The sequence below is a fragment of the Citrobacter amalonaticus Y19 genome (assembly GCF_000981805.1).
In the GTDB taxonomy this organism is placed as follows: domain Bacteria; phylum Pseudomonadota; class Gammaproteobacteria; order Enterobacterales; family Enterobacteriaceae; genus Citrobacter_A; species Citrobacter_A amalonaticus_C.
Genome location: NZ_CP011132.1, coordinates 3,752,378 through 3,774,332 on the forward strand (window position 1 = coordinate 3,752,378; position 21,955 = coordinate 3,774,332).

General features: G+C 54.0%; 23 protein-coding genes. 20 read left to right on the top strand and 3 right to left on the bottom strand.

Annotation, left to right across the window (positions count from 1 at the left end):
• The first annotated feature begins 65 nt into the window (after nt 1–65).
• The 5 genes from F384_RS17200 to F384_RS17220 all read left to right on the top strand — a co-directional run bounded on the left by F384_RS17200 (nt 66) and on the right by F384_RS17220 (nt 5,270).
• A complete protein-coding gene (locus F384_RS17200) occupies nt 66–1,010 on the top strand; it encodes a carbohydrate ABC transporter permease (protein WP_046487593.1) in 945 nt (314 codons plus the stop codon).
• Between the two features lie 10 nt (nt 1,011–1,020).
• Nucleotides 1,021–1,845, top strand: a complete 825-nt coding sequence (locus F384_RS17205) for a carbohydrate ABC transporter permease (RefSeq protein WP_080949971.1) — start codon at nt 1,021–1,023, stop codon at nt 1,843–1,845.
• Nucleotides 1,846–1,856: 11 nt separating this feature from the next.
• Complete coding sequence (locus F384_RS17210) at nt 1,857–2,969, top strand: ABC transporter ATP-binding protein (protein ID WP_046487596.1); 1,113 nt, start codon at nt 1,857–1,859, stop codon at nt 2,967–2,969.
• Between the two features lie 105 nt (nt 2,970–3,074).
• Complete coding sequence (locus F384_RS17215; protein ID WP_046487602.1) at nt 3,075–4,331, top strand: Gfo/Idh/MocA family protein; 1,257 nt, start codon at nt 3,075–3,077, stop codon at nt 4,329–4,331.
• 18 nt (nt 4,332–4,349) lie between these two features.
• The gene (locus F384_RS17220; RefSeq protein ID WP_046487605.1) at nt 4,350–5,270 is read left to right on the top strand and encodes an ROK family protein; all 921 of its coding nucleotides are present in this window, start codon (nt 4,350–4,352) and stop codon (nt 5,268–5,270) included.
• 39 nt (nt 5,271–5,309) lie between these two features.
• Here the strand turns inward: F384_RS17220 and agaR are convergent, their stop codons facing one another.
• Nucleotides 5,310–6,080: a transcriptional repressor AgaR gene (agaR, locus tag F384_RS17225; RefSeq protein WP_046487608.1), complete on the bottom strand. Its 771-nt coding sequence runs from the start codon at nt 6,078–6,080 to the stop codon at nt 5,310–5,312.
• Between the two features lie 321 nt (nt 6,081–6,401).
• Nucleotides 6,402–7,205: a DeoR family transcriptional regulator gene (locus tag F384_RS17230; RefSeq protein ID WP_046487611.1), complete on the bottom strand. Its 804-nt coding sequence runs from the start codon at nt 7,203–7,205 to the stop codon at nt 6,402–6,404.
• 251 nt (nt 7,206–7,456) lie between these two features.
• On the opposite strand from F384_RS17230, the gene kbaZ reads away from it, so the two are divergent.
• The 12 genes from kbaZ (at nt 7,457) to F384_RS17290 (ending at nt 17,900) form a co-directional block, all read left to right on the top strand.
• The gene (kbaZ, locus tag F384_RS17235; RefSeq protein ID WP_080949972.1) at nt 7,457–8,752 is read left to right on the top strand and encodes a tagatose-bisphosphate aldolase subunit KbaZ; all 1,296 of its coding nucleotides are present in this window, start codon (nt 7,457–7,459) and stop codon (nt 8,750–8,752) included.
• A gap of 19 nt (nt 8,753–8,771) precedes the next feature.
• The gene (agaV, locus tag F384_RS17240) at nt 8,772–9,245 is read left to right on the top strand and encodes a PTS N-acetylgalactosamine transporter subunit IIB (RefSeq protein WP_046487614.1); all 474 of its coding nucleotides are present in this window, start codon (nt 8,772–8,774) and stop codon (nt 9,243–9,245) included.
• Nucleotides 9,246–9,255: 10 nt separating this feature from the next.
• On the top strand, nt 9,256–10,035 hold the full coding sequence (gene agaW / locus F384_RS17245) for a PTS N-acetylgalactosamine transporter subunit IIC (protein ID WP_046487618.1): 780 nt from the start codon (nt 9,256–9,258) through the stop codon (nt 10,033–10,035).
• Nucleotides 10,025–10,903, top strand: coding sequence for a PTS N-acetylgalactosamine transporter subunit IID (gene agaE, locus F384_RS17250; protein ID WP_046487621.1), 879 nt, complete (start codon nt 10,025–10,027; stop codon nt 10,901–10,903). Before agaW ends, agaE begins: the two co-directional genes overlap by 11 nt.
• Before the next feature lie 16 nt (nt 10,904–10,919).
• The gene (gene agaF, locus F384_RS17255; protein ID WP_042325173.1) at nt 10,920–11,354 is read left to right on the top strand and encodes a PTS galactosamine/N-acetylgalactosamine transporter subunit IIA; all 435 of its coding nucleotides are present in this window, start codon (nt 10,920–10,922) and stop codon (nt 11,352–11,354) included.
• A complete protein-coding gene (gene nagA / locus F384_RS17260) occupies nt 11,351–12,484 on the top strand; it encodes an N-acetylglucosamine-6-phosphate deacetylase (protein WP_046487624.1) in 1,134 nt (377 codons plus the stop codon). The genes agaF and nagA overlap by 4 nt, the downstream gene beginning before the upstream one ends.
• 296 nt (nt 12,485–12,780) lie before the next feature.
• Nucleotides 12,781–13,935: an AgaS family sugar isomerase gene (locus tag F384_RS17265; RefSeq protein WP_046487627.1), complete on the top strand. Its 1,155-nt coding sequence runs from the start codon at nt 12,781–12,783 to the stop codon at nt 13,933–13,935.
• A gap of 12 nt (nt 13,936–13,947) precedes the next feature.
• Nucleotides 13,948–14,823: a tagatose-bisphosphate aldolase subunit KbaY gene (kbaY, locus tag F384_RS17270; RefSeq protein WP_046487629.1), complete on the top strand. Its 876-nt coding sequence runs from the start codon at nt 13,948–13,950 to the stop codon at nt 14,821–14,823.
• Nucleotides 14,824–15,010: 187 nt separating this feature from the next.
• A complete protein-coding gene (agaB, locus tag F384_RS17275) occupies nt 15,011–15,487 on the top strand; it encodes a PTS galactosamine transporter subunit IIB (RefSeq protein WP_046487632.1) in 477 nt (158 codons plus the stop codon).
• 53 nt (nt 15,488–15,540) lie between these two features.
• Nucleotides 15,541–16,347, top strand: coding sequence for a PTS galactosamine transporter subunit IIC (agaC, locus tag F384_RS17280; protein WP_046487635.1), 807 nt, complete (start codon nt 15,541–15,543; stop codon nt 16,345–16,347).
• Nucleotides 16,337–17,128 carry a PTS galactosamine transporter subunit IID gene (agaD, locus tag F384_RS17285; RefSeq protein ID WP_042325161.1) on the top strand — a complete coding sequence of 264 codons (792 nt, stop codon included), beginning with the start codon at nt 16,337–16,339 and terminating at the stop codon, nt 17,126–17,128. The genes agaC and agaD overlap by 11 nt, the downstream gene beginning before the upstream one ends.
• 52 nt (nt 17,129–17,180) lie before the next feature.
• Nucleotides 17,181–17,900 (top strand): galactosamine-6-phosphate isomerase, encoded by a 720-nt coding sequence (locus F384_RS17290; protein WP_046487638.1) that lies wholly within the window; start codon nt 17,181–17,183, stop codon nt 17,898–17,900.
• A gap of 57 nt (nt 17,901–17,957) precedes the next feature.
• On the opposite strand, the gene rsmI is transcribed toward F384_RS17290, so the two are convergent.
• Nucleotides 17,958–18,818, bottom strand: coding sequence for a 16S rRNA (cytidine(1402)-2'-O)-methyltransferase (gene rsmI / locus F384_RS17295; protein WP_046487641.1), 861 nt, complete (start codon nt 18,816–18,818; stop codon nt 17,958–17,960).
• Nucleotides 18,819–18,882: 64 nt separating this feature from the next.
• Here rsmI and F384_RS17300 point away from each other — a divergent pair, with 64 nt between their 5' ends.
• From F384_RS17300 to diaA, 3 genes are all read left to right on the top strand, one after another.
• Entirely contained in the window at nt 18,883–20,937 is a 2,055-nt protein-coding gene (locus tag F384_RS17300) for a penicillin-binding protein activator (RefSeq protein ID WP_046487644.1), read from the top strand.
• On the top strand, nt 20,895–21,290 hold the full coding sequence (locus F384_RS17305) for a YraN family protein (protein WP_046487646.1): 396 nt from the start codon (nt 20,895–20,897) through the stop codon (nt 21,288–21,290). Before F384_RS17300 ends, F384_RS17305 begins: the two co-directional genes overlap by 43 nt.
• Nucleotides 21,291–21,357: 67 nt before the next feature.
• Nucleotides 21,358–21,948, top strand: a complete 591-nt coding sequence (gene diaA, locus F384_RS17310; RefSeq protein WP_042325150.1) for a DnaA initiator-associating protein DiaA — start codon at nt 21,358–21,360, stop codon at nt 21,946–21,948.
• Nucleotides 21,949–21,955 lie beyond the last annotated feature (7 nt).

Genomic DNA, 21,955 nt, shown 5'->3' on the forward strand with positions numbered 1-21,955 from the left:
TGCTCCCTCTCACCTCTCCTGCGTTAACCATTTATTGTTTGTAAAGTGAGCATCCCGGAGTCTGTATGAGCTATTCAGATGAAGCGACATCTCCGCCGTTATCGGCCAGGGAACCCAATAAGAAATCGCTGACCCGACTGGAAAAAGAAGAACGTTTCTGGGGGTGGATAATGATTCTGCCGCTGCTGGCGGGATTAGTTATTTTTTACTTTACGCCATTCTTCCAGAACGTATTTTATAGTTTTACCGATCTGGGCGAGTTTCAAATCTGGACGACAATCAGTCTGGATAATTACATTAATTTATTCAGCGACGATGAATTCCGCTCGGCGATATTTAATACGCTGGTCTACGTCTTTATTTGTGTCCCGGTGATCACGGTACTGTCTTTACTGCTGGCCATTGGTTTAAACCAGGCGATTCGCGGTCAATGGTTGTTCCGTACGCTGTTATTTCTTCCGGCCGTCACGATGCCTGCAGCCATTGCGATGGTCTGGCAATGGTTGATGAATCGTAATTTCGGTTTGCTCAATCAGATCCTGGCCTATTTCGATATCCCCGCCATCGGTTGGTTGTCTGATCCGGACATTGTCCGCCTGAGCGCTTCGCTGGTCATTATCTGGTCGGCTATCGCCCTGAAGATGATCATTCTGCTCGCCGGATTGCAGGGGATCCCGAAGCAGATCTATGAAGCCATGTCTCTGGATGGCATCAGCAAACTGCGTGGCTTCTGGTCGATCACCCTGCCGTTGATGATCCCGACGCTGTTCTTCGTTCTGGTGATCTCGTTCATCGAAACGCTGCAAATATTCGATGTGGTGTATCTGCTGTTTGGCAGTTCTTCCATGGTGGACGATCAGACCATGACCATCGCTTATCTCTTTTATAAATATGCCTTTATCTACCATGAAAAAGGGTACGCCTCAGCGATTGCCGTGGTGATTTTTGTTATCACGATGGTACTGACCCTGCTGCAAATATGGATAGGCAAACGGCTTAAAGCACAGTAAGGCAACCACTATGTTCATGACAAAACGTGAAAAATGGCTGATTTATGGCCTGATGATCCTGGCGACGCTGGTCACGGTGGTTCCCTTTATCTGGATGGTCATCACCTCGTTTAAAACCCAGGCGGAAAGTATTGCCTTTCCGCCGATCCTGCTGCCCGCCAATCCGGGGTTTCAGGCGTACGATAAAATCTTGCATGAGATGCCGTTTGGCAGCTTTTATTTTAACTCGATCGTCTCGACGCTGGTGATCGTCATTTTGCAGACGCTGATTGCCGCGATGGCGGCGTATGGTTTCTCCCGCCTGCGTTTTAAAGGGCGCGATCTCCTCTTTACGCTCTGCATTTCGATTCTGATGGTGCCAGGACAGATCTTTTTGATCCCGCAGTTTTTAACGATCGAAAAAATAGGCCTGCTGAACTCGATTCCAGGTCTGGTGCTGCCGGGGTTATTCAGTATTTATAGCGCCTTTTTATTGCGTCAGTTTTTTCTGTCTGTACCGAAAGAACTGGAAGAAGCAGCAATTATGGATGGTTATAACCATTTAACGATCTTTTTCAAAATCATGCTGCCGCTGATTAAACCCGGGCTTATCGCCTGCGTCATTATTAACGGGTTGTGGAGCTGGAATAACTTAATGTGGCCGCTCATCGTCAATACCTCGATGAACAAAATGACGCTGCCAGTCGGGCTGGCCTCGCTTTCCGGCCGTTCAGGAGTGGAGTACCCCATGCTTATGGCGGGGGCGTTACTCGCGATTATCCCTATGTTGTTACTTTATATTTTCTTCCAGCGCTATTTCATTCGTGGCATCGCCGGTGCCGGAATTAAAGGATAAGGGGCATTGTTATGTCAGGCATTCAATTACAGTCAGTAGGCAAAATCTATCCGAATGGCTTCCAGGCGATTCATGGCGTTGATCTTGAAATTCACGATGGCGAATTTATGGTTTTTGTCGGGCCATCCGGCTGCGCAAAATCAACGTTACTGCGCATGATCGCCGGGCTGGAAGAGATTACTCATGGCCATATTTCTATTGGCGAACGCTGCGTTAACGATCTGCTGCCAAAAGAGCGCGGCGTGGCGATGGTCTTTCAAAATTACGCCCTCTATCCCCATATGACTATCTACAAAAATATGGCGTTCAGCCTGCAGGGCAAAATGAACAAGCAGGAGATTGATGTTCGCGTACGGGATGCCGCACGCAAACTGGAAATCGAAACGCTACTCGACAAAAAGCCCGGTCAACTTTCGGGGGGACAGTGCCAGCGCGTTGCCGTTGGCAGGGCCATTGTTCGTAAGCCTGAAGTGTTTTTGTTTGATGAGCCGCTGTCCAATCTCGACGCCAAACTGCGCGTATCGATGCGCGTGCGTCTGACAGAACTTCATCGCCAGTTGCGTCACGAAGGGGTGAACGCGACGATGGTGTACGTCACGCACGATCAGATTGAAGCGATGACCATGGGTGACCGCATTTGTGTGCTCAACGGCGGACGGATTATGCAGGTCGACACCCCGGGCAATATCTACCATCAGCCAAAAAATAAATTCGTGGCGGGTTTCATCGGTAACCCGGCAATGAACATTCATCTGCTGGCACTCGACCCCGATACGCACGGGCTCCGTCTGGATGACGCGCTGACCCTGCCCTTAACCGCACGACTCGCCTCCCAACTGACAAATTATCCGCATGACAGCGTCTGGTTTGGCATCCGGCCAGAGGCGATTCAACTGGCGCAGCACAACGATCCTGCGGCCTTCGACGCCCGGATAACCAACGTGGAAAGAATGGGCAATGAAGATCTCCTGCATTTCGACATCGGCGCACAGCCAATGATCCTGCGAGTCAATTCGTCACCGGACTGGAGCCCTCTCCCCGGCGAATCGATCAGGGTGAAATTCAATCTTGACGCCGCTTTTTTATTCGACAAGCAGGATGAAGAAAATTTAGCCGGGTCCTGATGTCGCGAACGTCATCGGCAGGCGCAAAAAATAACAGTTTGTTTTTTTCATGCCCCACGGCGCAGAACAATGCGAATTCAGGCGAGGGCAAAATGAGAGGTTTATATGTGTGCAAAGAAAGTGACCGTGTTAGTGGTTGGCGCAGGCGCGCGCGGCGAAATATATTCTCGTTACGCGCTTGAACATCCGGATCGCATGCAGGTTGTCGGTGTGGCAGAACCCAGAGAGGCGTACCGCCAACAATTTGTCACTCAGCATAAGATTGTTCAGGAAAACATCTTTAGCGACTGGAAGGAGGCCGCGGCCCGCCCGCGAATGGCGGACGTCGTGCTGATCTGTACTCAGGATACAATGCACAAAGAGCCCGCCGTCGCGCTTGCCGATCTCGGCTATCACATCCTACTGGAAAAGCCTCTCGCCCCCACGCCGGAAGATTGCCGCACCATCATTGCGGCGGTGAAACGCAACAACGTTTTATTGGGTGTCGCTCACGTTCTGCGCTACACCCGTTACACGCAAAAACTCAAGTCCCTGCTCGACAGCGGAGTGATTGGCGACATCGTCAGCATGCAGCATCTCGAGCCCGTAGGTTACTGGCACCAGGCGCACTCCTTCGTTCGCGGTAACTGGCGTAATGAAGCAGAATCGTCGTTTATGCTGCTACAGAAATCCTGCCACGATATGGACTGGATCCGCTACATCATGGGCGACCACTGTCAGGATGTGACCTCATTCGGTAACCTGAGCCATTTCGTGAAGGAGAACCAGCCGGAGGGCGCCGCCGATCGCTGCCTGGATTGCCAGGTTGAAGCGACCTGCCCCTGGTCAGCCTGTAAGATTTACCTCGGCGAGGATCACAAATGCACGCCGCACTTCCGTCGCGTGCTGACGGCGGATCCCACGGAGGAAAACGTTCGCCAGGCGCTGCGCGAAGGTCCGTATGGCCGCTGCGTTTATCGCTGTGATAACGACGTGGTGGATCATCAGGTGGTGAACTTACGCTTTGCCCATCAGCAAACCGTCACGTTCACCATGACCGCCTTTACCCGCATGGAAGATCGAAAGACGCGGCTTTTCGGTACGAAAGGCTATCTCGAGGGCAATGGCGAGCAGATCCGGGTGTTTGATTTTCTGACGGATAGCGAGACAGTTTACGCGATCGAAGAGATCGCCGCTGGCACACAAACCCAGATGGGAGGCCACGGCGGTGGTGACTACTATCTGATGGATCGCTTTATCCACGCCGTGATGGCAGGCGATCAAAGTATGATTCTCTCCGGCCCCGATGAATCACTGGAAAGTCACTTAATGGTCTTTGCCGCTGAGCGCGCTCGCAAGGAAAACTGTCTGGTTACACTGTGAAATTCGAGGAGATGTGGCATGTTTTACGGTGTTGATATTGGCGGCACAAAAACTGAAATTGTCGCCTTTGATAAGGAAATGCAGGTTTGCTGGCGCAAGCGCGTGGCCACGCCGGTTCAGGATTACGAACTCTTTCTCTCGACGTTTACCTCGCTTATCGATACAGCCGACTGGGCAACGGGGATGCAGGGCAAAATCGGCATTGGTATGCCCGGATTGATGGACAGGCATACCGGAAAGCTGCTGTCGTCGAATGTCCCCTGCCTGACCGGGCGTCAGGTAATGAACGATCTGGCGCATCGACTCAACCGCTCGGTGGCGCTGGATAATGACTGCTGCTGCTTCGCGCTGTCGGAAGCGCATACTCATCAGGCTCGTCAGTTCTCACGAATTTTTGGGGCGATTATCGGCACCGGCATGGGCGGAGGACTGGTGATCGACGGACAGTTGTATCGTGGGCGCAACCGGATGGCCAGCGAGTTTGGTCATTTACCGCTACCGGCCACCTTTATGCGTCGCTATAACCTGCCGGAAATCAAGTGCGGCTGCGGCCTTCAGGGCTGTCTGGAGCGCTACCAGTCCGGGCCAGGCTTACTCTGGCTGCATAAGCACTTAAGCGGTGAGTCGCTCAAAATGGAGACGCTGCTGGAAAACTATCGTCATGGCAACGCCAGCGCCGTCGCCACCGTTGAGGCGTGGATTGACATGCTGGGCTGTACGCTGGCGCAGTTGCAACTGATTCTTGACGTCGACGCCTTTGTACTGGGGGGAGGCGTCTCTAACATTGAGGAAATTTACACCCTACTGCCGGGCGCCATGTCGCGCTACCTCTTCCCCGGCCTAGCCCCCGCGAATGTCTTCCCGGCCGTGCATGGCGCGTCCAGCGGCGTACGCGGTGCCGCCCTGTTGCTGGTCGAACAGGATGCGTTAATGCACTAAGACATCGCCGGCAAAAACGCGTTTTGCCGGCGATGTTCCTCATTCATCCACGATAACGACATCCACCCCCATCTGGCTGAGCGCCTGATGGTAATGCGCCGGGATACCGCTGTCGGTAATCACCCGATCAATACCGTTGATTTCACTGATCATGCAAAAACTCTTGCGGCCAAACTTACTGGAATCCGCAACCACCGTGACCTCCTGCGCCACCTGGCACATCACCTGGTTAAGGTGCGCTTCTCCCGGATGTGGCGTGGTGATCCCGGCTTCCAGACAAAATCCATCGACGCCCAAAAAGAGCTTATCAAACCGATACTGTCTGAGCTGATGTTCCGCCGAAGGGCCATACAGCGAGTAAACGCTTTGCCTGACATTTCCCCCCAGGATCATGACATCCACGCGTTCAAAATTGGCAAGTTCCCAGGCAATGTTAAGCGCATTGGTCATCACCACCAGATCGCGGCGGCTTTTCAGCAGCGGTGGAATAAGCGTGGTGGTCGAGCCGGAATCGAGAATCAATGTGTCGCCATCTTTCACAAAGCTGGCCGCTTTTTCCGCAATGCGCGATTTCACATCGCGATTCAGTCGGTCTTTGTCCTGTAAGGGACGATCGAGGGCAAAGTGTTGATTTAACACGGCTCCGCCATAGGAGCGCATGACGCAGCCTTTCTGCTCGAGATAACGTAAGTCATTGCGGATCGTGACGCTTGAGACGCCGAAATGCACACTCAGGGGTTCGACACGAACGCTGCCTTGATCGCATAACAGGTCAATTATTTGTTCGCGACGTCTTAAGTTATCCAGCATTGCTTTTGCTCCATTGCATATTGTTATGTTTTAGCGATTTATCGCTTTCGTTTTCTTTTAAATATATTAAATCAGAAGACTTAAGGCGAATTTGTGAACACGTCTACAGCGCGGATTTTGGCAAAAACACCTCGTTTTCTTTCGTTTTATCTAAACTGAAAATGGGAAAGGCGAAAGATCGAAAAGCGTGCAGGACAGGTGAGCGGGAGTCTGGGACGAAAAATCAGTGAAAAAACGAAAGCGGGTTCGTAAAAAACCCGCTGGCATTTTTCTTTTTGTTTAATTGAAGGACATCACAATTTTGAATTTTAACGACGCCGCCTAAACGATAATGACCTCAACGCCGCTGCGATGAAATTCCTTCAGGCTCTCTTCCGGGATACCTTCATCGACGATGATGGTATGAATACGCTGGGTATCAATAATTTTATGCAGGCTCGAGCGGTTAAATTTGCTGGAGTCGGTGACCACGATAATCCGTTCCGCCACTTCACACATCCGGCGATTCAGTCGGGCTTCGTCCTCGTTATGGGTACTGACGCCCCGCTCTAAATCAATGGCGTCGACGCCCAGGAACAGCATATCGAAGTGATAATTCTGCAACGATTGTTCGGCCTGATCGCCGTAAAACGACTGCGACTGCCGACGCAGATGACCACCGGTCATCAACAACTCCACGCCCTCCGCTTCCAGTAAGGCATTAGCGACGTTCATTCCGTTAGTCATCGCAATCACATCGGTATGCTGGCGCATCAGGCACGCAATCTCATACGTCGTCGTGCCGGAGTCCAGGATCACGCGGTGACCCGGTTTGATAAGCCCCACGGCCGCTTTGGCGATACTGCGTTTCACCGCCGTGTTCAGCGAACTTTTATCTTCGACGGAAGGCTCCGCGCCCGGGGTATTGCTGTCGCAAATCAACGCGCCGCCATAGGCGCGAACGGCGATCCCCTGCTTTTCCAGGAACGCCAGATCGTTGCGGATCGTCACCGTGGAAACGCCAAACAATCCCGAAAGATCGCTTACCTGCACGCTTCCTTGCTGCCGCAACCGCTGGATAATCTGCTCACGCCTTTCGCTGGTGCCTGACACTCGCTTGTCTCCAGAAGCATCGGTATTGCTCATAAGAAATCCTTTGGCTAATTCTTTCGTTTCATTTCGTTTCGCCTATTAACGCCTTTCTTTTGTCGGAATGCAAGCCGAAAAAAGCCGACAAGAAGGGCAAAAACGTCGGCTGAATGCTTTCATTATGTTTCTTTTGTGAAACAGATCGGAAAACTATTATCTTTCGTTTTATTTTTATAAGACCATGATGCAGTATCAATTGAAACAAAACGAAAGATTGCAAGTCGCAGTTACCTGATCTGGAGAGGAAAGTGAAACATCTGACTGATATGGTGGAGCAGCATAAACGAGGTAAGGCAAACGGAATTTACGCCGTTTGTTCCGCGCATCCGCTGGTACTGGAATCCGCAATACGTTACGCGCAGGCAAATCACTCGCCGCTGCTGATTGAAGCAACCTCGAATCAGGTTGACCAGTTTGGCGGTTACACCGGCATGACCCCAGCCGATTTTCGCCATTTTGTCTGCCAACTGGCCGACTCGCTTGATTTCCCTCAGGAGCAGTTGATTCTGGGGGGTGACCACCTTGGGCCCAACCGTTGGCAAAATCTGGCCGCAGAACCGGCAATGGCCCATGCCGACGAACTGATCAGAAGCTATGTCGCCGCCGGATTCAAAAAAATTCACCTTGATTGCAGCATGTCCTGCCAGGGCGATCCCGTGCCATTGACCGATGCCATCGTCGCGGAACGCGCCGCGCGTCTGGCGAAGGTAGCCGAAGAGACCTGCATCGCCCACTTTGGTGAGTCAGATCTCGTCTATGTGATTGGCACTGAAGTACCGGTACCGGGCGGTGCCCATGAGACGTTAACCGAACTGGCGGTCACCACGCCTGAAGCCGCGCGCACAACGCTGGAAGCCCATCGCCACGCCTTTGAAAAACAGGGACTCGACAATATGTGGTCGCGCATCATCGCGCTGGTGGTGCAACCCGGCGTTGAGTTCGATCATACCCACATCATTGATTATCAACCGCAGAAAGCCGTCGCGTTAAGCAAGATGGTTGAAGCCTATGACACGCTGGTCTTTGAAGCGCACTCCACGGATTATCAAACGCCGCAGTCACTGCGCCAGTTAGTGAAAGATCACTTTGCCATCCTGAAAGTCGGTCCGGCCCTAACCTTCGCCCTGCGCGAAGCGCTGTTCTCGCTGGCCGCTATCGAAGAAGAGTTGCTCCCGGCAAAAGCCTGTTCCGACCTGCGTCATGTCCTTGAGAGCGTCATGCTCGATCGTCCGGAATACTGGCAAAGCCACTACCACGGCGATGGCAACACCCGTCGTCTGGCACGCGGCTACAGCTATTCCGATCGTGTTCGTTACTACTGGCCGGACAGCCAGATTGATGACGCGTTTGAACGACTGGTGCGCAATCTGGCGGATGACCCGATTCCGCTGCCGCTCATTAGCCAGTATATGCCGTTACAGTACGTGAAAGTGCGCGAGGGAGATCTCAATGCCACACCGCGAGAACTCATCATCAACCACATTCAGGACATACTGCAGCAGTACCATGCCGCCTGCCAGGGCGTAACGTCCCAGAACGGATAACAAAAAAGAGGAATACGCTATGCCAAATATTGTACTCAGCCGTATCGACGAAAGGCTCATTCATGGTCAGGTCGGGGTGCAGTGGGTCGGATTTGCGGGGGCGAATCTGGTACTGGTCGCCAACGATGAGGTGGCGGAAGACACCGTGCAACAGAACCTGATGGAGATGGTGCTGGCGGAAGGGATTGCCGTGCGTTTCTGGTCACTGCAAAAAGTGATCGACAACATTCACCGCGCCGCTGACCGACAGAAGATTTTGCTGGTCTGCAAGTCCCCCACCGATTTCCTCAGGCTGGTCGAAGGTGGGGTTCCTGTGACACGGATCAACGTAGGAAATATGCACTACGCCAATGGCAAGCAGCAGATTGCCAAAACGGTCTCTGTCGACGCGACCGATATTACGGCGTTTAACGGCCTGAAAGCCGCCGGGGTGGAATGTTTCGTTCAGGGCGTTCCGACAGAACCCGCGCAGGATCTCTTTAAACTCATCTGAGGCCTTCACCATGGAAATTAGTCTGTTACAGGCTTTTGCATTAGGTATCCTCGCCTTTATTGCCGGCCTGGATATGTTCAACGGATTAACACACATGCACCGCCCGGTGGTGCTTGGGCCGCTGGTCGGCCTGATTCTGGGCGACTTGCATACCGGTATTTTAACCGGCGGTACGCTGGAGCTGGTGTGGATGGGGCTCGCACCGCTCGCGGGCGCACAACCGCCAAACGTCATTATCGGCACCATCGTGGGCACGACGTTCGCCATTACGACAGGGGTGAAACCGGATGTCGCCGTGGGCGTCGCCGTGCCGTTTGCCGTCGCAGTACAGATGGGGATTACGTTCCTGTTCTCCGTGATGTCTGGGGTGATGTCCCGCTGCGATCGCATGGCGGCGAATGCCGATACCGCCGGCATTGAACGGGTTAACTATCTGGCGTTACTGGCTCTGGGGATTTTCTATTTTCTGTGCGCGTTCCTGCCGATCTACTTCGGTGCAGAGCACGCGAAAACGGCCATTGATGTCCTGCCGGAACGTCTGATTGACGGTCTCGGCGTCGCAGGCGGCATCATGCCAGCCATCGGCTTTGCCGTACTGCTGAAAATCATGATGAAAAACGTCTATATCCCTTACTTTATCATCGGTTTCGTGGGGGCCGCCTGGCTCAAACTACCGGTACTGGCTATCGCCGCTGCCGCGCTGGCAATGGCGCTGATCGACCTGCTGCGTAAATCGCCAGAACCGACCCAACCTGAGGCCCAGAAAGAGGAATTCGAAGATGGCATCTAATCAACAAACTCTTCCGACTGTTTCCGACAGCGAAGAAACGCTGCTTTCCGGCGTAAACGAAAACATCTATGAAGATCAGAGCATTGGCGCCGAGCTGACCAAAAAAGATATCAACCGGGTCGCCTGGCGTTCCATGCTGTTGCAGGCGTCGTTTAACTACGAGCGTATGCAGGCTTCCGGTTGGTTGTACGGTCTACTGCCAGCGCTGAAAAAAATCCACACCAATAAACGCGACCTGGCGCGCGCCATGAAAGGCCACATGGGGTTCTTCAATACCCATCCCTTCCTGGTGACGTTTGTCATTGGCATCATCCTGGCGATGGAGCGCTCAAAGCAGGACGTTAACAGTATTCAGAGCACCAAAATTGCCGTTGGCGCACCGCTCGGCGGGATTGGTGATGCGATGTTCTGGCTGACACTCCTGCCTATTTGCGGCGGCATCGGGGCCAGTCTGGCCTTGCAGGGTTCCATCCTCGGCGCGGTGGTCTTTATTGTACTGTTTAACGTGGTCCATCTGGCTCTGCGTTTTGGCCTGGCGCACTATGCTTATCGTATGGGGGTCGCCGCTATTCCACTCATCAAGGCCAACACGAAGAAAGTGGGCCACGCGGCGTCTATCGTCGGGATGACGGTGATTGGCGCGCTCGTCGCGACCTATGTGCGCCTGAACACCACGCTCGAAATCAAGGCGGGTGATGCCGTCGTCAAGCTCCAGGCTGACGTTATCGATAAGCTGATGCCCGCTTTTTTACCGCTGGTCTATACCCTGACGATGTTCTGGTTGGTCCGTCGCGGCTGGAGTCCGCTGCGCCTCATCGGTATCACCGTGGTGCTGGGTGTCGTCGGCAAGTTCTGTCACTTCCTGTAAAGCAAAGAGGTTTTCGATGTTAGGTATTATTTTGACGGGGCACGGTGGGTTTGCCAGCGGTATGGAAAAAGCGATGAAACAGATCCTTGGCGAGCAGTCGCAGTTTATCGCCATCGATTTTCCGGAAACGTCCACTACCGCGCTGCTCACCTCGCAGCTTGAGCAGGCGATTGAACAACTGGACGGCGAGGAAGATATCGTTTTCCTGACCGACCTGCTCGGCGGCACACCGTTTCGCGTCGCCTCAACGCTTGCGATGCTGAAACCCGGCCGGGAGGTGATCACCGGCACTAACCTGCAACTGCTGCTGGAAATGGTGCTGGATCGCGAAGGGCTCAGCAGCGAAGCATTTCGAGTGCAGGCGCTGGAGTGCGGGCATCGCGGTCTGACAAGCCTGGTGGATGAACTGGGCCGCTGCCGCGAGGAGCACCCCATCGAGGAAGGAATATGACGCAGGTTTTGCGCGCCAGACGCCTGCTCACCGAGCAGGGCTGGCGGGACGATCACCAGTTGCGCGTTGAAGAAGGTGTCATCACGGCCATCGAACCGATTCCGGCAGGCGTCACCGCGCGCGATGCCGAGCTACTGTGTCCCGCCTATATCGACATTCACGTCCACGGTGGCGCGGGGGTCGATGTGATGGACGATGAACCGGATGCGCTCGATAAGCTGGCGATGCACAAAGCACGTGAAGGGGTTGCCAGTTGGCTCCCCACCACCGTCACCGCGCCGCTAAAGACGATTCACCGCGCGCTGGAGCGTATTGCTCAGCGCTATCACTGCGGTGGACCTGGCGCACAGGTGCTGGGAAGCTACCTGGAAGGGCCGTACTTCACGCCGCAGAATAAAGGCGCCCATCCCCCGGAGCTGTTTCGGGAACTGGACCTTGCGGAGCTGGATGAACTGATCGCCATTTCACGACAGACCCTGCGCGTGGTGGCGCTGGCACCGGAAAAACCGGGGGCATTGCAGGCGATTCGCCATCTCAGGCAACAGGGTGTGCGGGTGATGCTGGGACATAGCGCGGCAAGCTGGGCGCAAACCCGTGCCGCCTTTGACGCGGGCGCGGATGGACTTGTGCACTGCTACAACGGCATGACCGGGCTTCATCACCGGGAGCCCGGGATGGTCGGCGCAGGACTCACCGATCCCCGTGCGTGGCTGGAACTTATTGCCGATGGACACCACGTCCATCCGGCGGCCATGAAGCTCTGTTGCTGCTGTGCAAAAGAGAGGCTGGTGTTGATAACCGATGCGATGCAGGCCGCCGGTATGCCCGACGGAAACTACACGCTGTGCGGTGAACAGGTCGAAATGCACGGAGGAATCGTGCGAACGGCATCCGGTGGACTGGCGGGCAGCACGCTATCGGTTGATGCGGCAGTGCGCAATATGGTCGAACTGACAGGGACAGCCCCCGAGGATGCTATCCATATGGCTTCGCTTCATCCAGCGCGTCTGCTGGGGATCGACAGCCACCTGGGATCGTTAGCCCCAGGCAAACGCGCCAGCGCGATCGCCCTCGACGGCGGACTGCATTTACACCAGATTTGGATTCAGGGTCAGATCCTCCCCCTTTGACCCTTTTTTTCCTCTCAGGCCTTCGATCATGAATCGCGAGGCCTTTCTTTTCCTTTCGATTAAGAAAACCCGTACTCCAGAGAGATAACGGGGAATCTTTACTAATCAGTAAGATAAAAAACCTCTCCGTACAATTGATCACACTTTTCGTTTTATTTCATTTTGCATTGTTGAACTTTCGATTTCTTTCCTATAAATTTTAATCAATCGATCATGTGAACAAGTGAAACGAAACGAAAGATAGCGACATTTTGCCAGCGTCTGATGTGGAATTCACAAGACTAAGGACTTACGTTATGCCAGAAACCTATACCCCTGCTGCTGCAACAACCGGAACCTGGACTGAAGAAGAGATCCGCCAGCAGCCTGCCAGTTGGATCCGCTCGCTGACGAACATCGACGCGATTCGTACCGCGATCGACAATTTTCTCGCGCCACTGCTGCGTAAAGACGATCTGCGGATCGTCCTGACCGGGGCAGGCACCTCGGCATTCATTGGTGAGATAATCGCTCCCTGGCTTGCCAGCCACACCGGGCAAAACATCAGCGCAGTACCGACCACCGATCTGGTCACCAATCCGATGGATTATCTGAATCCGGCGCATCCGCTGCTGCTGGTTTCGTTTGCCCGTTCCGGCAACAGCCCGGAAAGCGTTGCCGCAGTGGAGCTTGCAAATCAGTTCGTCCCTGAGTGCTACCACCTTTCGATCACCTGCAATGAAGCGGGCAGCCTGTACCAGAACGCCGCGGCGAGCGATAACGCCTTTGCCCTGCTGATGCCGACAGAAACGCACGATCGCGGTTTTGCGATGACCAGCAGTATTACCACCATGATGGCCAGTTGCCTGGCGGTGTTCGCACCGAAACTCATCAACAGCCGGACCTTCCGCGATGTTGCGGATCGCTGTCAGACGATCCTGTCGTCACTGGGTGATTTCAGCCACGGCGTGTTTGGCAATGGCGCCTGGAAACGGATCGTCTATCTCGGCAGCGGCGGATTACAGGGTGCTGCGCGTGAATCGGCCCTGAAAGTACTTGAGCTGACCGCCGGTAAGCTGGCCGCGTTTTACGACTCGCCAACCGGCTTCCGCCACGGCCCGAAATCACTGGTGGATAACGAAACGCTGATCGTGGTGTACATCTCCAGCCACCCTTACACACGGCAGTACGATCTCGATCTGCTGGCGGAGTTACGCCGCGATGGTCAGGCAATGCGCGTTGTTGCGATTGCGGCCGAAAGCGATTCGATCATCGAAGCTGGCCCGCACATTCTGCTGCCACCCGCGCGTCATTTTATCGATAGCGAACTGGCATTCTGCTACCTGATGTATGCCCAGGTCTTTGCGCTCACCCAGTCCATTAATGTCGGTAATACGCCGGATACCCCTTCCCGCAGCGGTACAGTCAACCGCGTCGTGCAGGGCGTCGTTATTCACCCGTGGCAGGCCTAAGAGGATCCGATCATGAGCATCATTTCCACGAAGTATCTCCTGCAGGATGCCCAGGCAAAAGGCTACGCTGTACCGGCCTTCAACATCCATAATGCTGAGACTATCCAGGCGATCCTCGAAGTGTGTAGCGAAATGCAATCACCGGTGATCCTCGCCGGTACGCCTGGCACCTTTAAACATATCGCGCTGGAAGAGCTTTACGCGCTGTGCACCGCCTACTCCACCACCTACGGCATGCCGCTGGCGCTGCATCTCGATCATCATGAATCGCTGGACGACATTCGCCATAAAGTGAACGCCGGGGTACGCAGCGCCATGATCGACGGCAGCCATTTCCCGTTTGAGGAAAACGTGAAGCTGGTGAAATCGGTGGTGGATTTTTGCCACGCCCGCGATTGCAGCGTAGAAGCAGAACTGGGACGACTGGGTGGCGTCGAAGACGACATGAGCGTTGATGCAGAAAGCGCCTTTCTGACCGATCCGCAGGAGGCCAAACGCTTTGTTGAGCTGACCGGCGTCGACAGCCTTGCTGTCGCTATCGGCACCGCACACGGCCTCTACACCAAAAAACCGAAAATCGATTTCCAGCGCCTGGCTGAAATCCGTGCAGTGGTGGATATTCCGCTGGTGCTGCACGGCGCGAGCGATGTGCCTGACGAGTATGTACGCCGCACGATTGAACTGGGCGTCTGTAAGGTTAACGTCGCCACCGAACTGAAAATTGCCTTCGCCGATGCCGTGAAAGCGTGGTTTGCTGACAACCCACAGGGCAACGATCCGCGCTATTACATGCGTGTCGGTATGGATGCAATGAAAGAGGTCGTGAGAAGTAAAATCACGGTTTGCGGTTCAGCCAACAAATTAGTGGCTGATTCCGATTTAACTTAAAAACATACTGTTTCAACATTATATTCAGAAGCGTTATCTGATTAATATCAGGTAGCGCTTTCTGACCAGATAGCGGGGGAGAATAACGAGATTACATCACGCTGAATAAATTCATGAATGCGATATGTAACAATAATATATTTCAACAAGTTCTGTCATTCTATTATTTTATGGTGAGGATTTAAGAATGGGTAGTCCAAATATCCTGTTAACGCGTATTGATAACCGACTGGTGCATGGTCAGGTGGGTGTCACCTGGACATCGACAATCGGAGCCAATCTGCTGGTTGTCGTGGATGATGATGTCGCTCAGGATGAGATTCAGCAGAAATTAATGGGCATCACCGCAGAAACCTACGGTTTCGGCATCCGTTTCTTTTCTATAGAAAAAACCATCAATGTCATCGGTAAGGCCGCGCCGCACCAGAAGATATTCCTGATTTGCCGCACCCCGCAAACGGTCAGAAAACTGCTCGAAGGCGGTATCACGCTCAACGACGTGAATGTCGGCAATATGCACTTCTCGGAAGGCAAAAAGCAGATCAGCAGCAAGGTTTATGTCAATGAGCAGGATCTTCAGGACCTGCAGTTCATTAAGAAACACGGCGTAAACATTTTTATTCAGGATGTCCCTGGCGATCAAAAAGAAGCGATCCCGGAGTAAATAACAAGCCAATGTTTTCATATTAAAGGGACTTATTTATATGAGGTGTCAAAATGCATGAAATAACACTTTTACAAGGGATATCCCTTGCTGCATTAGTCTTCTTTCTGGGAATCGATTTTTGGCTGGAAGCCCTATTCTTATTCAGACCGATAATTGTCTGTACGCTCACTGGCGCCATTCTTGGCGACATTCATATTGGTTTGATCACCGGCGGTCTGACCGAGCTGGCTTTTGCCGGTCTGACGCCCGCTGGTGGCGTACAACCGCCAAACCCCATCATGGCGGGGCTGATGACCACGGTGATCGCCTGGTCTACCGGCGTGGATGCCAAAACCGCCATCGGCCTCGGCTTGCCGTTCAGCCTGCTGATGCAATATGTGATTCTGTTCTTCTATTCCGCCTTCTCCCTGTTTATGTCCAGGGCCGACAACTGCGCTAAAGAAGCCAACACCCGCGCATTTGCCCGTCTGAACTGGCTGACAACGCTGATTGTCGCCTGCTCATACGCCATTATTGCGTTTCTGTGTACCTATCTGGCGCAAGGTGCCATGCAGGCGCTGGTGAAAGCCATGCCGGCCTGGCTTACTCATGGTTTCGAAGTCGCGGGCGGTATTCTGCCTGCCGTCGGTTTTGGTCTGCTGCTGCGCGTGATGTTCAAAGCGCAGTACATTCCTTACCTGATCGCTGGCTTCCTCTTTGTGTGCTACATCCAGGTCAACAACCTGCTCCCGGTCGCCGTCCTCGGCGCGGGTTTCGCCGTGTACGAATTTTTCAATGCCAAAGCTAAACAGCAGGCACAACCCCAGCCTGTCGCCCGTAAAAATGATGATGAAGAGGATTACAGCAATGGGATCTGAAATCAGTAAAAAAGACATTACCCGTCTCGGCTTCCGCTCTTCCCTTCTTCAGGCGAGCTTTAACTATGAAAGGATGCAGGCGGGCGGCTTTACCTGGGCGATGCTGCCGATTCTGAAAAAAATCTATAAAGATGATAAGCCGGGCCTGAGTGCGGCCATGAAAGATCATCTGGAATTTATCAATACCCACCCGAACCTCGTCGGTTTCCTGATGGGCTTGCTTATCTCAATGGAAGAGAAAGGAGAAAACCGCGACACCATTAAAGGTCTGAAAGTGGCGCTGTTTGGCCCCATCGCCGGGATTGGCGATGCTATTTTCTGGTTCACCTTGCTGCCGATTATGGCGGGGATTTGTTCCTCTTTCGCCAGCCAGGGCAACTTACTGGGGCCGATTCTGTTCTTCGCCGTCTATCTGATGATCTTTTTCCTGCGCGTCGGCTGGACTCACGTCGGTTATTCGGTCGGGGTAAAAGCCATTGATAAGGTGAGGGAAAACTCGCAGATGATCGCCCGTTCGGCGACGATCCTCGGGATCACGGTGATTGGCGGTCTGATCGCCTCCTATGTCCATATTGATGTCGTGACCTCTTTCGCCATCGACAGTACGCACAACGTGGCCCTGCAAAAGGACTTCTTTGATAAGGTCTTCCCGAACATTTTACCGATGGGCTACACGCTGCTGATGTACTACCTGCTGCGGGTGAAAAAAGCGCATCCGGTATTGTTAATCGGCGTCACCTTTGTGCTTTCTATCGTCTCTTCCGCACTGGGCATTTTGTAAACCGAACGGGCGCGACGGTACGTGCGCCCCTCGTCAAAAGGATGACTGACAAATGCAATGCATACAGTACTGCGACCATTATGACGCACTCAGCGATCGCGCCAGCGAACGGTTAATTCAGGTCATACAGGACAAACCTGACGCGACGATCTGCCTGGCGACCGGCGCGACACCTGAACTGACCTATCGTTTCTTTGTCGAGAAAATACAGCAGCATCACGTTGATATCCGCAACGTGACCTTCGTGAAGCTCGATGAGTGGGTGGGGATTCCCTTACACGCGCCGGGTACCTGTGAATCCTTCCTGCAACAGCACATCGTGCAGCCGCTTGGTCTGCGCCCGGAACAGCTGATCGGTTTTCAGTCGGAAAATATCGACGAGGCAGAGTGCGAGCGCGTGACGGATTTGATTGCCAGTCGCGGTGGTCTCGATTTATGCGTATTGGGCATCGGCAAAAATGGTCATCTGGGGCTGAACGAACCGGGGACCGCGCTGGAACCGTTTTGCCATATCAGCAGGCTTGATGAACAAACGCGTCACCACGACATGCTTAAATCGGCCGGTCGTCCGGTGACGCACGGTATCACGCTGGGCCTGAAGGAGATCCTCAATGCAAAGGAAATTTTGCTGCTGATTGCCGGAGAAGGAAAACAGGCTGCTGTCGAAAAATACCTGACCACTGCCGTGACGACCGCCATTCCAGCCTCATTTTTATGGCTGCATGACAATACAACATGTTTACTGGATGGTTCGCGTTATTCAGATCGGTAACACCCCATCTCATCTGGCACGCTGCAGTTTTTCTTTTGCTGCAGCGTGTTTCCAGGATTACCCCTGCTGCTCCAGCGCATATTTGTACAGCGCGTTCTTTTTCACGCCGTGGATTTCCGCCGCCAGCGCCGCGGCTTTCTTCAGCGGCAACTCGGCCTGTAACAACCCGAGGGTGCGCAGGGCATCGGCAGGCAGGTCGTCCTCCTGCGCTTTGTGCCCTTCCACAATCAGCACCATTTCGCCTTTACGCCGATTTTCGTCCTCTTTAACCCACGCCAGCAGTTCACCCACCGGTGCGCCGTGAATCGTCTCCCAGGTTTTGGTCAGTTCACGCGCCAGCACCACATAGCGGGATTCGCCCCACACCGCGACCATATCTTCCAGACTGTCCAGCAGGCGATGCGTGGATTCATAGAAAATCAGCGTGCGCGGTTCAGTTTCGATAGCTTTCAGCGCGTCACGACGTCCTTTTGATTTCGCGGGTAAAAAGCCTTCATAGCAGAAGCGATCGGACGGCAACCCCGCCGCGCTTAAGGCGGTAATCGCCGCACAGGGCCCCGGCAACGGCACGACACGGATACCCTGCTCACGGCAGATGCGTACCAGGTGGTAACCCGGATCGTTGATCAGCGGCGTCCCGGCATCGGAGACCAGCGCGATGTTCTGCCCTTCTTTCAACTTCGCCACCAGCGTTTCTGCTTTTTGCTGCTCGTTATGATCGTGCAGGGCGAACAATCGGGCATTAATCGCGAAATGCTGCAATAATAATCCGGTATGGCGAGTATCTTCAGCGGCAATTAAATCAACAGCTTGTAACACTTCGAGCGCACGCTGGGTAATATCAGACAAATTCCCGATAGGAGTAGGTACAATAAAGAGTTGGCCGCGAGAATTATCCGCCGATTCGTGTTGTGTCATTGTGTCGTCCGTATTGCCGATTTAATATTGAGCACTGCGTATAAAAAATATCACTGGATACAGTATGGTACCCTTAACATTCTCTCGTTTAAAAGCCGCGCGCTGTCTGCCCATCGTTCTGGCAGCCCTGATTTTCGCCGGCTGTGGCACCCAGGCGCCCGATCAGAGCACTGCCCATATGCAGGGCACAGCGCAAGCTGATTCCGGCTTTTATCTGCAACAGATGCAGCAAAGCGCAAATGATAGCAAGACCAACTGGCAATTACTCGCCATTCGTGCGCTGCTGAAAGAAGGCAAAAGCCAGCAGGCTATCGAACTGTTTAACCAACTGCCGCAGGATCTGAATGATACCCAGCGTCGGGAACAGTCGCTGCTGTCGGCAGAAATAAAAATCGCCCAGCAGGATTATGCGGGCGCACTCAAGGCGTTGGGCAATATTGACGTTGCCGCACTGGATAAAAACCAGCAAATCCGCTTCTGGCAAATGGGCATCGCCGCTGAGCAAGGTCGTCCTTCTCTGGCCCTGCTTCGCGCCCTGATTGCGCAGGAACCGCTGCTTGACGCGAAAGAGAAACAAGCCAACATCGACGCCACCTGGCAAGCGTTGTCTGCCATGACGCAGGAGCAAGCTCAGGCGTTGGTTATCAATGCCGATGAAAACGTGTTGCAGGGCTGGCTGGATCTGCAACGTGTCTGGTTTGATAACCGTAGCGATCCGGACATGATGAAAGCGGGCATTGCCGACTGGCAAAAGCGCTATCCGCAAAATCCGGGAGCAAAACTGCTGCCAACCCAACTGGTCAACGTGCAGAGCTTTAAACCCGCCTCGACCAGTAAAATCGCCCTGCTGCTGCCGCTGAACGGTCAGGCTGCCGTATTTGGTCGCACCATTCAACAGGGCTTTGAAGCAGCCAAAAATCTTGGTACGCAGCCTGTCGACGCGCAGCCCGCCGCACAACCGGCTCCGGTCGCAGCCCCTACGCCGGCGGATCCACAGCCGCAGGCGACCGATGGCGTCGCCAGTCCTTCCCAGGCTTCGGTGAGCGATTTGACCCACGACGAGCAGGCCGAACAGCCCGCGCCGGTCAGCGCACCGCAGGCAACGCCTGCGCAGCCAGCCACCGCAAGCGCGGCGGCAAATCCTTCCGCTGAGCTGAAAATTTATGACACCAGCGCACAACCGCTCGATCAGATCCTGACGCAGGTTCAGCAGGACGGCGCGAGTATCGTGGTCGGTCCGCTGCTGAAAAACAACGTCGACGAACTGCTTAAAAGCAACACCCCGTTGAACGTGCTGGCGCTTAACCAGCCGGAATCGGTGCAGAGCCGCGCAAACATCTGCTACTTCGCCCTCTCACCGGAAGATGAAGCGCGTGATGCGGCGCGCCATATCCGTGAACAGGGCAAACAGTCGCCACTGCTGCTGATCCCGCGTAGCGCGCTTGGCGATCGTGTTGCTAACGCCTTTGCCCAGGAGTGGCAAAAACTGGGTGGCGCGACGGTGCTGCAACAGAAATTTGGCTCGACGGCGGAACTGCGCATGGGCGTCAACGGCGGTTCCGGGATAGCGTTAACCGGTAGCCCGATCGCTGCCAGCACACCATCTCAACCCGGCGTCACTATTGGCAATTTAACCATTCCGGCGCCGCCAACGGATGCGCAAATCAGCGGTAACGGTGGTCGCGTGGATGCCGTGTATATTCTGGCGACACCCAATGAGATCGCCTTCATCAAGCCGATGATCGCCATGCGCAATGGCAGCCAGAGCGGTGCAACGCTGTACGCCAGTTCACGTAGCGCGCAGGGAACTGCCGGTCCTGACTTCCGTCTGGAAATGGATGGCCTGCAATACAGCGAGATCCCGATGCTGGCGGGCGCGAACCCGTCGCTGATGCAACAGGCGCTCGGCGCCGTGCATAACGACTACTCGCTGGCGCGCATGTATGCGATGGGCGTGGACGCCTGGTCGCTGGCGAACCATTTCTCCCAGATGCGTCAGGTGCAGGGCTTCGAAATTAATGGGAATACCGGCGCGCTGACCGCCAGTCAGGACTGTGTGATTAACAGGAAGTTATCATGGCTCCAGTACCAACAAGGGCAGATTGTCCCCGCCAGTTAACGAGCAAACAGGCCGGTGACGCGTGGGAAACCACCGCGCGTCGCTGGCTGGAGCGCAAGGGACTGCATTTTATCGCCGCCAACGTGCATGAACGCGGCGGCGAAATTGATCTGATTATGCGTGATGGCAAGACGACCGTCTTTATTGAGGTCCGCTACCGACGCTCTACCACGTTCGGTGGCGCCGCTGCCAGTGTGACGCGCAGCAAGCAACGTAAATTATTACAAGCTGCCCGCTTGTGGCTCGCGCGCCACAATGGGAGTTTTGATACTGTGGATTGCCGGTTCGATGTGTTAGCCTTCACCGGAAATGATGTTGAGTGGTTCAGGAATGCCTTTACTGACTGCTCATAATTGAAGATTCAGAGCAGACCCATTGGGCAAATAAAATAGCCTAATGGGTCAACTCTTAAGGATTAGCGTGTTAGACAGAATTAAAGTCTGCTTTACCGAAAGCATTCAAACTCAAATTGCAGCAGCAGAAGCCCTTCCGGATGCTATCTCTCGCGCCGCCGTGACGCTGGTTCATTCACTGCTTAATGGCAACAAAATTCTCTGTTGTGGTAATGGGACATCCGCTGCCAACGCACAGCATTTTGCTGCCAGCATGATCAACCGCTTTGAGACAGAACGCCCCAGTTTACCTGCGATTGCACTAAATACGGATAATGTGGTCTTAACAGCGATTGCTAACGACCGTCTGCATGACGAAGTGTATGCAAAACAGGTTCGGGCGTTGGGTCATGCGGGCGATGTCTTACTGGCCATCTCGACGCGCGGCAACAGCCGCGATATCGTTAAGGCCGTGGAAGCAGCGGTCACGCGAGACATGACGATTGTAGCACTGACCGGGTATGACGGCGGTGAACTGGCTGGATTATTAGGGCCACAGGATGTAGAGATCCGCATCCCTTCGCACCACAGCGCACGCATTCAGGAAATGCATATGCTAACGGTAAACTGCCTGTGCGATCTGATCGATAACACGCTTTTCCCCCACCAGGATGATTAAGGAGTAC